This window comes from Novosphingobium aerophilum (assembly GCF_014230305.1).
GTDB lineage: Bacteria > Pseudomonadota > Alphaproteobacteria > Sphingomonadales > Sphingomonadaceae > Novosphingobium > Novosphingobium aerophilum.
Genome location: NZ_JACLAU010000004.1, coordinates 178,760 through 190,602 on the forward strand (window position 1 = coordinate 178,760; position 11,843 = coordinate 190,602).

Annotated in this window: 9 protein-coding genes and 1 pseudogene; 6 read left to right on the forward strand and 4 right to left on the reverse strand. The window is 70.3% G+C overall.

Annotation, left to right across the window (positions count from 1 at the left end):
- Positions 1–16 precede the first annotated feature (16 nt).
- Positions 17–1,468: an FAD-binding oxidoreductase gene (locus H7F49_RS05225; protein ID WP_185682510.1), complete on the reverse strand. Its 1,452-nt coding sequence runs from the start codon at positions 1,466–1,468 to the stop codon at positions 17–19.
- Positions 1,469–1,646: 178 nt separating this feature from the next.
- Here H7F49_RS05225 and H7F49_RS05230 point away from each other — a divergent pair, with 178 nt between their 5' ends.
- From H7F49_RS05230 to H7F49_RS05245, 4 genes are all read left to right on the forward strand, one after another.
- The gene (locus H7F49_RS05230; RefSeq protein WP_185682511.1) at positions 1,647–2,282 is read left to right on the forward strand and encodes a hypothetical protein; all 636 of its coding nucleotides are present in this window, start codon (positions 1,647–1,649) and stop codon (positions 2,280–2,282) included.
- A 179-nt stretch (positions 2,283–2,461) separates the two neighbouring features.
- Entirely contained in the window at positions 2,462–3,973 is a 1,512-nt protein-coding gene (locus tag H7F49_RS05235; RefSeq protein ID WP_185682512.1) for a DEAD/DEAH box helicase, read from the forward strand.
- 435 nt (positions 3,974–4,408) lie between these two features.
- Positions 4,409–5,113, forward strand: coding sequence for an MlaA family lipoprotein (locus tag H7F49_RS05240; RefSeq protein WP_185682513.1), 705 nt, complete (start codon positions 4,409–4,411; stop codon positions 5,111–5,113).
- A 3-nt stretch (positions 5,114–5,116) separates the two neighbouring features.
- The gene (locus H7F49_RS05245) at positions 5,117–5,866 is read left to right on the forward strand and encodes a hypothetical protein (protein WP_185682514.1); all 750 of its coding nucleotides are present in this window, start codon (positions 5,117–5,119) and stop codon (positions 5,864–5,866) included.
- A gap of 474 nt (positions 5,867–6,340) precedes the next feature.
- On the opposite strand, the gene H7F49_RS05250 is transcribed toward H7F49_RS05245, so the two are convergent.
- Positions 6,341–8,653: an ATP-dependent helicase gene (locus tag H7F49_RS05250; RefSeq protein WP_185682515.1), complete on the reverse strand. Its 2,313-nt coding sequence runs from the start codon at positions 8,651–8,653 to the stop codon at positions 6,341–6,343.
- A gap of 177 nt (positions 8,654–8,830) precedes the next feature.
- On the opposite strand from H7F49_RS05250, the gene H7F49_RS05255 reads away from it, so the two are divergent.
- Together H7F49_RS05255 and H7F49_RS05260 are read left to right on the forward strand one after the other, a co-directional pair.
- The gene (locus H7F49_RS05255; protein ID WP_185682516.1) at positions 8,831–9,505 is read left to right on the forward strand and encodes a hypothetical protein; all 675 of its coding nucleotides are present in this window, start codon (positions 8,831–8,833) and stop codon (positions 9,503–9,505) included.
- A 198-nt stretch (positions 9,506–9,703) separates the two neighbouring features.
- Positions 9,704–10,975, forward strand: coding sequence for an MFS transporter (locus H7F49_RS05260; RefSeq protein ID WP_185682517.1), 1,272 nt, complete (start codon positions 9,704–9,706; stop codon positions 10,973–10,975).
- Positions 10,976–11,005: 30 nt separating this feature from the next.
- On the opposite strand, the gene rsmD is transcribed toward H7F49_RS05260, so the two are convergent.
- Both rsmD and H7F49_RS19320 read right to left on the reverse strand, forming a co-directional pair.
- Positions 11,006–11,560 (reverse strand): 16S rRNA (guanine(966)-N(2))-methyltransferase RsmD, encoded by a 555-nt coding sequence (gene rsmD, locus H7F49_RS05265; RefSeq protein ID WP_185682518.1) that lies wholly within the window; start codon positions 11,558–11,560, stop codon positions 11,006–11,008.
- Positions 11,557–11,843, reverse strand: a pseudogene (locus H7F49_RS19320) (hypothetical protein); the annotation flags it as partial. The pseudogene H7F49_RS19320 and the gene rsmD, both read right to left, overlap by 4 nt.

Consider the following 11,843-nt stretch of genomic DNA (forward strand, 5'->3'; position numbering starts at 1 on the left):
TTCACGGGGCGGCGGTTTAGGCGGTCGGCCCGTGGGGCGCAAGCGTGACAAGCTTGCCCGGATTGAGCAGCTCGGCCGGGTCGAGCGCATGCTTGATCTGGCGCATCAGGGCGAGCGAGACCGGATCTCCCAACCGCTCCAGCTCGTCCCGCTTGAGCTGCCCGATGCCGTGCTCGGCCGAGATCGATCCGGCCCATTCGACCACGCGATCGTGGATCAGGGCACTGATTTCCTTGCCCGTCCCGCTGTACCAGGGCTGTGCCTCGGTCCCTTTCGGGGCCAGGGCGTGGAAGTGGACATTGCCGTCGCCAAGATGCCCGAAAGCGACCGCGCGGACCCCCGGGAAGCGCCCCTCCACCTCGGCCACGGCGGCATCGACGAAGTCCGGCATGCGTTCCACCGGGACCGAGATGTCATGCTGGACGGCCGGCCCCTGGGCCCGCTCGGCCGAGGGAATCGATTCGCGGATGCGCCACAGCGCTTCGGCCTGGGCCTCGCCGCTGGCGATCACCGCATCGTCGACCAGGCCCTGTTCGAAAGCCGCGGCGATTGCGGTCTCGGTCCGCTCGCGCAGGTCGGCGGCGCCGGTCGCGTCGGCCACGACCTCGATCAGGACGTGCCAGGCATGCGGCTCGGCCAGCGGCGCGCGGGCACCGGGCTCATAGGCCAGCACGGCCGCCACGCTCGAGGCGGGCATCACCTCGAACCCTTCGAGCGCCGTGCCGAGCCGATCCTCGCAGGCCAGCAGCAGCGCCCGGGCGCGCTGGAGCGAGGACAGGCCGACCCAGACCACCACGCGCTCGGCCACGGCGGGCACCAGCCGCAGCGTGGCAGCGGTGACGATGCCCAGCGTGCCTTCGGACCCGATCAGCACCTGCTTCAGATCGAACCCGCGGTTGTCCTTCTTGAGCGGGGTCAGCGCCGAGAACACCGAGCCATCCGCCAGCACCGCCTCCAGCCCGAGCACCAGCGCCCGCATCGAGCCGTGCCGCAACACCTGCGTCCCGCCGGCATTGGTCGAAACCAGCCCGCCGACCGTGGCCGAGCCCTTGCCGCCCAGGGTCAGGGGAAAGCGCAGGCCCACGGCCTCGGCGGCGTTGTGGAGGTTCTCCAGGATCGTGCCGGCGCCGCAGGTCACCTGGCGGGCATCGGTGTTGATCGGATCGATCCGGTCCAGCCGGCGCAGCGAGAGCAGCAGCGCCGTGCCACTGTCGTCCGGGGTGGCCCCCCCGCACATGCCGCTGTTGCCGCCCTGCGGCACGATCGGCACGCCATGCTCGCGGCAGACCCGCACCAGCGCAGCGACCTCGGCGGTCGAGGTGGGGGAGGCCAGGGCGCAGGCCCGGCCCGTGAAGCGGCCGCGCCAGTCGGTCAGCCAGGGCGAAAGGAGGTCCGGATCGGTGGTCAGGCCGCGCGGCCCGAGCACGGCTGCTGCTGCGGCGAGGAAGGTGTCCGAAGGCGAAGTCATGGCCGCCCCTATGGCACAGCCTGCCCGGAGGAGCCAGCGGGCGAGAGGGCTTGGCATCAGGGCTTGGCAAGGTTTCCCCGCGCGGGTTAAGCCATGGTTCAAGCGTACCGGCTAAACCGGCGTGAAGATTGGATAGGCCTGTCCGGCAGGCCTGGTCTGGCGGAGGTCTGCGTTCCTGATGAACCCGGTGTTCGGTCCGTTGGCTGCCAGCCTGCTGGCGCCGGTCCTGGCTTTGCTGCCAGTGGCCGTCGGCACCGACTCCGGGAAGCCCGTCAGCGAAGCGCCCGCCGGCGATGACGCCGCGCGTTGGGCGGTGGAGCCGGAGACCCCCCGACCGGCCGATCGCGCCAACCTGGGCTTCGCCGACATGGTCCGCCAGCAGCGTGAGGCCGAACGCGCGCAGCAGGTGCGGATCGAGCAGCGGGTCATCATCCGGATCACCCCGGGTCCGGTCAGCCGTCCCGGTGTGCCGTTCAGCCGCGATCTGCGGCGCAGCCTGATGACCGACTTCGCCGAGCGCGCAGGTCCCCGCTTCGTCGAGCGGCGCATGGGGCAATGCGTCCCGGTGGGCGGCATTGCCGGGGTTCAGGCCGACGGGCCCAGTCGCCTGATCCTGTTCATGCGCGATCAACGGATCGTCAGCGCCTCGCTGGAGAAGGGCTGCAACGCGCGCGACTATTACTCGGGCTTCCTGGTCGAGCGGACCGCTGACGGGATGATCTGCGCGGCGCGGGACAAGCTGCTGTCGCGAACCGGCGCGAACTGTGCGCTGGGCAAGCTGCGCCAGTTGGTCGAGATCGATCCGGACGAGTGAGGCGGCGGGCGGGGCAGACCCGCCGGCCAGCCGCATTTCCTTGACTTCGCAGCCGCTATGCGCCTAGAGGCCGGCAGTCTCGCCGCCGTGCAAACTGTGGGCGCGACTGGCAGCCGATGCCTTGGCCCGACCGGGACAGGGATGCGACGGCCCAACCTGCTATCCGGACATCGACATCCATGAATTTCGCCGATCTCGGCCTATCCGACGAATTGCTCAAGGCCGTGGAACAGGCCGGATACACGGAGCCGACTCCGATCCAGGCGCAGGCCATCCCCTCCGTGCTGATGATGCGCGACCTGATCGGCATCGCCCAGACCGGGACGGGCAAGACCGCCGGTTTCGTGCTGCCCATGATCGATATCCTGGCTCACGGCCGCCGCCGCGCCCTGATGCCGCGCTCGCTGATCCTCGAGCCGACCCGCGAACTGGCCGCCCAGGTCGCCGAAAACTTCGAAAAGTACGGCAAGAACCACGATCTCAAGATGGCGCTGCTGATCGGCGGCGTGCAGATGGGTGACCAGGTCAAGGCGCTGACCGAAGGCGTCGACGTGCTCATCGCCACCCCCGGCCGCCTGATGGACCTGTTCGAGCGGGGCAAGATCCTGCTCACCGGGTGCAACCTGCTGGTGATCGACGAGGCCGATCGCATGCTCGACATGGGGTTTATCCCCGATATCGAGACGATCTGCTCGAAGCTGCCGGCCAATCGCCAGACCCTGCTGTTCTCGGCCACGATGCCGCCCCCGATCAAGAAGCTTGCGGACAAGTTCCTGAGCAATCCGAAGTCGATCGAGGTGGCGCGCCCGGCCACGACCAACACCAACATCGTCCAGCACAAGGTGAAGGTGACCTCGCGCAAGAAGCGTGATGTCCTGCGCCACCTGCTGCAGACCGACAACGTCACCACCGCGATCGTCTTCGCCAACCGCAAGACCACGGTGCGCGATCTGGCCAAGAGCCTGAAGCGCTACGGCTTCTCGGCCGGCGAGATCCACGGCGACATGGACCAGCCGTCGCGCAATGCCGAGCTGCAGCGCTTCAAGGACGGGGACATCAACATCCTGGTCGCCTCCGACGTCGCGGCCCGCGGGCTCGACGTGAAGGGGGTCAGCCACGTCTTCAACTTCGATACGCCCTGGCATCCGGATGACTATGTCCACCGCATCGGCCGGACCGGTCGCGGCGGAGCCACGGGCCGGGCGTTCACCCTGGTGTCGGAGGAGGACGCCGAGGCGATCGCCAATGTCGAGAGGCTGACCGGCGGTCCGATCCCGGTTTACGAACTGTCCGCCGATGCGGCGGTGCACGACGGGGAGGACCGCGAGGACCGGCCGGCCGAGCGCAGCGGTCGCGGGCGGCGCGGCGAGGCCAAGCCGGATGGCGCGCGCCCGTCACGGCGTGGCAAGGCCGATCGCGGCGATGACCGGCGCCCCGCCGATCCGGTCGAGGCTGTCGCAACCGACGATGGCCTTGGCGAGGACATGGGCGATGCGCGCGCGGATCGGCGTCCCCGCCGCGAGCGTGACCGCCCGGCCCGCGATGCGCGGCCGGCCCCGTCGCAGGCGCAGAGCCAGCCCCGCGCTGAGCCCCAGGCCCCATCGCACCGCGATCGGGCTGACAGCTCGGCGCCCGGGGAATGGAACGGTCCGGTTCCGGGCTTCCTGCACGTTTCGGCGCTGCCCGGCTGAGCCGCGCCGGGCCGGCGGCGAGCCGGATCGACGAGGCGGCTCGTCGAGACGGATTGTCGAGGCAGGCGGGATATTGTCCGGGCGGGATTGTCTGCACCTGCGTGACAGCTATATGAACCTTGCCGGTCATCGGGCGCCTTCGGGTGCCCGCCAGTCAGGCTGCTGAAAGGTTTCGCGGCGAACACCGTGGCACCGCTCGCCCGATGAAAGCCCCGAGTCTTGTCCCATCTTCTGCTCGTCCTCCTCGCTGCGGCACCGCCAGCCTCCGAGGCGGTCGCTCCCGCGCCAGCGCCGACCGTGGCTGTGCCCGCAGCGTCGCCGGTCGCGGCACCATCCGGATCTCCCGGCGCGTCCGACCCGGCCGCAAGTGCCCCGGTCCCTGGTCCGACGGGCGAGGCCGAACCTGCCCTCCGCAGCGAGCTTGGCAACGAGATCGTGGTTTCCGCCCGGGTGAGGACCCCGGCCGATCCGCTGGTCCAGCTCAACGCCAAGTCGTTCGAGGTGGTCCAGGCGGTTGACCAGGTGTTCACCGCCCCGCTGGCGATGGGCTACCGGAAATCGGTGCCGAGCCCGATCCGGTCGGGCCTGCGCAATTTCCTGCGCAATCTGGAAGAGCCGGTCTCGGCGCTCAACTACCTGTTGCAGCTCAAGCCCGGACGCGCCGCCAAGTCGGTGGTGCGGTTCACCTTCAATTCGACCATCGGGGTCGGCGGACTGGTCGATGTCGCCAAGCGCCAGCCGCTCAACCTGCCTTATCGCCAGAACGGCTTCGCCAACACCTTCGCCTGCTATGGCATCGGCGACGGGCCGTTCTTCTTCCTGCCGCTGGTCGGCCCGATCACCCTGCGTGATCTGGTTGGCCTGACGCTGGACAAGCCGCTGTTCACCCTGGCGATCGGCAAGCCGTTCAACCGGCCGTACTATTCGATTCCCGCCATCACCATCGACGCGCTCAATGACCGGATCGAGCAGGACGCGGTCCTGACCAAGATGCGCGAGGAATCGCCCGATCCCTATGTCGCCACGCGTGAGCTTTACCTGAAGCAACGCCGGGCCGAGATCGCCGCGATCTGCCCGAAACGGGTGAAAGGCCCGATCGACACGAACCTCCCGCCCCGTGTCGGCAAGGGCGTGGACTGAGCCATGATGGTCCGGCGGCGCGACATGGTGGCGGGGGCGCTGGTCATGCTGGCGCTGCCGGCGGTGGCGCGGGCGGAACCGGCCGGACGGATCGAGACGTTCATCGCCGAGGGCTCGGTCGGCCCCTATCGCGCCGGGCTGAACCTCACCGTGCGGGACCACACCCGGATCGAGGCGGCCCATTACTACTACGCGTCGAGCGGTCAGGACATTGCCCTGACTGTCCGGCAGGATGGTGACAGCATCACGCTCACCGAACCGGGCGGCGGTCGCATGGTGCTGGCCCTGACCAATGCCGATGCCCGGGAACCCCGGCCGTTGACCTTCTACACCTCGACCGGTCTGGCCGGAGACTGGACCCTGGGGAGCCGGGTCCTGCCGGTGCGGTTCGGCTTCGGCACCGTTCGTCCGGGGCCGTCGCCCAGCCGCTGGTATGGTGACGTGACCAGCCAGAGCGATGCCGTCTTCGAGGCCCGCTGCCGGCAGTTCATCGCCGGGGTGATTCGCGGCGATCGCCGGAAGGCGGCCGCCGCCGTATCCTATCCGCTGCGGGTGAATGGCCCCGTCCGCCTGACCTTGCGCAACCCGGCCGAGTTCCTGGCCCACTGGCCGCGCGTGTTCACCCCCGCCGCGATCGCCCGCCTGCGCGACGCCATCCCGCACGAAATGTTCGTCCGCGACGGCATGGCGATGGTGGCCAACGGAGCCGTGTGGTTCGATGCGCGCGGGGCGAAGTCGCTTAACCTGCCCTGACGCCGCGCGCTCCCCACTCGCCCGCCTGACGGGGCGCAAGCGGCATGGACCCCTTCGAAGGCCGGGTTGCGCCTGGGAATGGACGTTCGAACCCTCCCCAGTGCGGACATGATCCGCCCCGCTCCAACACCGTCACCCCTGACCCTGTTTCCGGCGTCATCCCGACCTCGCGCCCTTCGTCATCCTGAACTTGTTTCAGGATCAATCGCGCCCCGGGGCTGTGCCGCCGGAGATGAAGCGCAGGGGCAAGCTCGCACGACCGAACCCATAGCCGAACGAGAGGCCCCATGGATCCTGAAACAAGTTCAGGATGACGGCTGAAACAAGTTCAGGATGACGGGATCAGGCGGGAGGGCAATGTCTCAAAGGCTGAGGTTGAGGAGTGGGGGGGGTGCCGACCCGGCAGCCCCAGCCCAACGTCCGCTCCCCACCTGCTCCAGCCGTTTCGATCAGCGCGGGAGCTGCCCGCGCCGCCTAGTCCGCCCGGCGGACGAAGCTGTCGATCACCCGCTTGCGGCCCGCCGCGTCGAAATCGATCTCCAGCTTGTTGCCTTCCTGCGCGGCAATGGTGCCCTGGCCGAACTTCTCGTGGAACACGCGGTCGCCCACGGCCAGGTCGAGCCGCGGCTTGGCCGCGAAGCTGGCGGCGCTGCGGGTGTTCTCGGCCACCCGGCGCGGGGTGGTGTCGAATGTGCCGGCCGCCGCCCGCTGCCAGCCGGGGCCGCGCTGGGCCGTGCGGTCGGGCCGGTCGCGGGCGACATGGGCGAAGGGATCGTCCCGCTCGGACCATTGCGCCCGCCACAGCGAGGCCCCGCCCGACAGGGTGGTTTCGCTCTCCACATGATCCTCGGGGATCTCGGCAATGAACCGGCTGGGGATCGAGCTGGTCCACTGGCCGTAGATGCGCCGGTTGGCGGCGTGGAGGATGGTGCAGCGCCGCTTGGCCCGGGTGATCGCCACATAGGCGAGGCGCCGCTCCTCCTCCAGGCTGGCGAGGCCGCCCTCGTCGACCGCGCGCTGGCTGGGGAACACGCCTTCCTCCCAGCCGGGCAGGAACACCTGGTCGAACTCCAGCCCCTTGGCCGCGTGGATGGTCATGATCGTGACCTTCTCGGCATCGTCGGCGGCCTCGTTGTCCATCACCAGGCTGACGTGTTCCAGGAAATCACCCAGCGTTTCGTAATCTTCCATTGCGCGGGCCAGCTCGGACAGGTTTTCCAGCCGGCCAGCGGCCTCGGCGCTGCGTTCGGCCTGGAGCATGGCGGTGTAGCCGCTTTCGTCCAGCACGGTGCGGACCAGCTCGGCCGGGGCGAGGGTGGCGGCACTCTCGCGCCAGCGGGCAAAGTCGCGCACCAGGGCCAGCAGGGTGTTGCGGGCGCGGGCGGGCAGATCGTCGGTGTCGCAGACATCCAGCGCGGCGCGCAGAAGCGGCACGCCCTGGCCGCGGGCGTGGCGGTGCAGGCGTTCCAGCGCCTTGTCGCCCAGCCCGCGCTTGGGGGTGTTGTAGATCCGTTCGAAGGCCAGATCGTCCGACGGCTGGGCGATCACCCGCAGATAGGCCAGCGCATCGCGGATCTCGGCCCGTTCATAGAAGCGGAAGCCGCCGACGATCTTGTAGTTCAGCCCGATCTGGATGAAGCGATCCTCCAGCTCGCGGGTCTGGAACTGGGCCCGGACCAGGATCGCGATCTGGTTGAGATAGGCCCCCTCGCGCTCCAGCCGCTCGATCTCGTCGCCGATCCGCCGGGCCTCTTCGGGCCCGTCCCAGACGCCGATCACACGGACCTTGTCGCCATGATTGAGCTCGGTCCACAGCGTCTTGCCGAGCCGCTGCGAATTCTCGCCGATCAGCCCCGAGGCGGCGGCGAGGATCTGCGGGGTGGAGCGGTAGTTCTGCTCCAGCCGGATCACCCGCGCGCCGGGAAAATCCTTCTCGAACTTCAGGATATTGGCCACTTCCGCGCCGCGCCAGGAATAGATCGACTGGTCGTCGTCGCCCACCACGCAGATGTTCTTGTGCTCCTGCGCCAGCAGCCGCAGCCACAGGTACTGGACCTGGTTGGTGTCCTGGTATTCGTCCACCATGATGTACCGGAAGCGCTGGCGGTAGTGGTCCAGCACCTCGCGATGGCCGCGCAGCACGTTCAGCATGTGCAGCAGCAGATCGCCGAAATCGCAGGCGTTCACCGCCTTCAGCCGATCCTGGTAGAGCCGGTAGAACTGTTGCCCGCGGCCATTGGCGTAAAGCTCGTTCTCCACGGCATCGAGATCACCGGGATTGAGGCCGCGGTTCTTCCAGCGGTCGATCAGCCCGGCCAACTGGCGCGCCGGCCAGCGCTTCTCGTCCAGCCCCTCGGCCACGATCAGCTGCTTGAGCAGGCGCAGTTGGTCGTCGGTGTCGATGATCGTGTAATTGCTCTGCAGGCCGACCAGTTCGGCATGGCGGCGCAGCATCTTGGCGGCGATCGCGTGGAACGTGCCGAGCCAGGGCATCCCTTCCACCGCCGGGCCGATCAGGTGGCCCACCCGCTCGCGCATTTCGCGCGCGGCCTTGTTGGTGAAGGTCACGCAGAGGATTTCGCTCGGCCAGGCCCGGCGTGACTGGACCAGCCAGGCCAGCCGGGCGGTGAGCGCGGCGGTCTTGCCGGTGCCGGCCCCGGCCAGCATCAGCACCGGTCCTTCGGTGGTCTCCACCGCCTCGCGCTGGGGCGGGTTGAGCCGGGCGATCCACTCGGGCGCGGCGGCGGCAGCGGGCAGGACGGCAGCAAGGTTCGGCGGTTGCGACATCGGTGAACAGCTAGGGAACATTTGGCGCCGGAGCAAGCATTCGTCAGTGCCATCGCCGGGCATCGTGCGGTGATCCGGCGCAGGGCGGGGCCGCTTCGCCGATCTTCGGGGAACCCTGCGGCGGGGCGACCGTAACCCGCTGCGACTGGCCCATCGGGCCGCTTCAGGAGACATGCGATGCGATCCTTCCATGCCGCCAGCGCGCTGGCACTGGCGCTGGCGCTGGCCGGCGGTCCCGCGCTGCAGGCGCAGGCGACCGGTTCCTCCCCCCCGACCATGGACGGCACCATGGGCGCCGGCGCGACCACGGCGCCCGCGCCGACCGGGCCCTACACGATGACCGGCGAGCAGCGCGGCCGCTACACCGGCTGGCCGGAAGACCGCCGCAGCGCCTATGACGCGCTGCCTGCCGCCCAGCAGGAGTACTTCTGGACCCTGACCCCCGGCCAGCAGGCAGCCTGGTGGGTCCTGAGCTCCGACCAGCGGGGCCAGGTCCTGGCGATGACGCCGGACCAGCGCACCACAGCCTGGGCCTCGATCGAACAGCAGATCACCGCCCAGCGTGGTGGCGGTGCCACCGGCGCGACCGGGGCGGGAAGCGGCGCTATGGCGGCCGACATGAGCGGCACGACGACGACCGCATCCGGGAGCGGGGACATGCGCTCCTCAACTCCGTCGACCACAGGCGAGTCCGGCATGGGCGGTATGGGGATGGGCAGCGCAGCCACTGGCAGTGGGGCCATGGCCAGCAACGGCAACGCTTCTGCTCCGCCGCCCGACGCGATGAACAAGACCCATCCTGTCTGCAGCCGGACCGTCCGCGACAGTTGCCGCAATCCGCGCGGCCAGTGATCCGGATCGGTTGATCCGGGGGGCCGCAAGGGTCGCGGGAAGGGGCGTCCAGGCAAGCGGGCGCCCCTTTTCGTCTTGCCGGAGCCTTGCACCGGCCTTGCACCGGCCTTTCACCCGCTGGCCAATCGGGGGGAAGGGACTCGCTGCGGGATTGCGGACGGTTGACCTGGTCGCGGTGACCCGGCAACCCGGCGGGGCATGACCCAGCCTGCCGCGCACCCGCTTCGCACCCACGCCCGCGTCCTGACCGCCGCGCTGGTCGGCACCGCGATCGAGTTCTACGACTTCTACATCTATGCCACGGCCGCCGCGCTGGTGATCGGGCCGCTGTTCTTCCCGGCCCACTCGGTCGCGGCGCAGCAGTTGCTGTCGTTCATGACCTTTGGCCTGGCCTTCTTCGCGCGACCGGTCGGGGCGATCGCCTTCGGCCATTTCGGCGATCGGGTCGGGCGCAAGTCCACGCTGGTCGCCTCGCTGCTGCTGATGGGCGGATCGACCGTGCTGATCGCTTTCCTGCCGACCTATGCCATGGCCGGGCCGATCGCCCCCGCGCTGCTGTGCCTGCTCCGCTTCGGGCAGGGCTTCGGGCTGGGCGGGGAATGGGGCGGGGCCTCGCTGCTGGCGGTGGAGAACGCCCCGCCCGGCTGGGCGGCACGCTTTGGCTCGGCCCCGCAACTGGGCGCGCCGGTCGGCTTCCTGGCGGCGAACGGCCTGTTCCTGCTGCTGGGCCTGAGCCTCTCCGAGGCGGACTTCGCCGCCTGGGGCTGGCGCATCCCGTTCCTCGCCAGCGCGGCGCTGGTCGGCGTGGGACTGTGGGTGCGGCTCAACATCGGGGAGACCGCCGCCTTCCGGGAGGCGCGCGATCACGCCCCGCCGCCGCGGGTGCCGCTGGGCGCGCTGCTGTCGCACCATGCGGGCGCGGTGCTGGCCGGGATCGCCGGGGTCGTGGCCTGCTTCGCCCTGTTCTATCTGGCGACCACCTTTGCCCTGTCGTTCGGGACCAAGACCCTGGGCTACCCGCGCGAGACCTTCCTGACCGTCCAACTGGGTGCCAACCTGTTCCTGGCCCTGGGCATCCTGGCCGCAGGCTGGTGGGCCGACCGCACCAGTCCCGCCCGCGTGCTGGCGAGCGGCGCCGTGCTGACGGTGGTGGTCGGGCTGGCCTTCGGGTCCGGGCTGGGCTCGGGATCGCTGGGGCTGGTGTGGTTCACCCTGGCCTCCGCGCTGTTCGTGATGGGCCTGACCTATGGCCCGCTCGGGGCCTGGCTGCAGACGCTCTACCCGGTCGAGGTGCGCTACACCGGGATCAGCGTGGCCTTCAACCTCGGCGGGATCATCGGCGGAGCGCTGGCCCCCTTTGCGGCGCAGGCGCTCGCCGATCGGGGCGGCACGGCCTATGTCGGGCTGTTCCTGACACTGGCGGGGGCCGTGACCTTCGCCGGGGTGACGCTGGGGCGGGCGCGGGACTAGGCGCTCTCGGTCAAGGGGGCGACGGGTTCTCTATTCCGCCGCCAGCCGCAGCAGGGTGACCCGGGCCTTGCCCACCTTGCGGTCGGCATCGACGGTGAAGCCCTTCAGCCGGACCTCCTCGTCGGCGGCGGTTTCCAGACTGATCCAGCTCCCTTCGGCCAGCCAGCCGAGGCGGCGCAGCTTGTCGAGCGCCACCGCGCCCGCGCCCGAGCGGTAAGGCGGATCGAGCAGCACCAGATCGAGCGGGGCCTTGGCCGGGCCCAGGGCCAGGACCGAGGCGGCGCGCACATCGCACTGCCCCTGCGCCCGCAGGTTGGCGACATTGGTGCGCAGCGCACGGATCGCCGGCGGATCCTGCTCGACGAACAGGCACGAGGCAGCCCCGCGCGACAGCGCTTCCAGCCCGAGCGCGCCCGATCCCGCGAACAGGTCGGCCACGGCCAGCCCTTCGAAGCTGCCGAGGCGGCTCGCCAGCATCGAGAACAGCGTCTCGCGCGTGCGGTCGGCGGTCGGGCGGGTGGTGTCGCCCTCGGGCGCGGCGAGCTTGCGGCCGCGCCATTGCCCGGCGATGATCCGCAGGCTCATGGCCGGCGCCCCTTCGGCGCTCCCGGGCGGGGCTTGCGTCCGGTCGGTCCACCGGGCCGGCGGTTGCCATCCCCGCGCCCGGGCGGATGGGCCGCACCGCCCTCGGGTCGGCCTTTCGCGGCGTTCGCGCGGGCACGGCGGGCGTCCCCGAACTTCGCCGGAGCGGCGGTCCCTTCGGCGGCGCGCTGGCCCCGAGCGCGGCGGCCCCGCTCGCGCAGGTCCTCGCGGCCGAGCAGCGGGCCCTCGTCGTCGCGGCGGCGCGGGGCGGGGGCCTTGCGGGCCG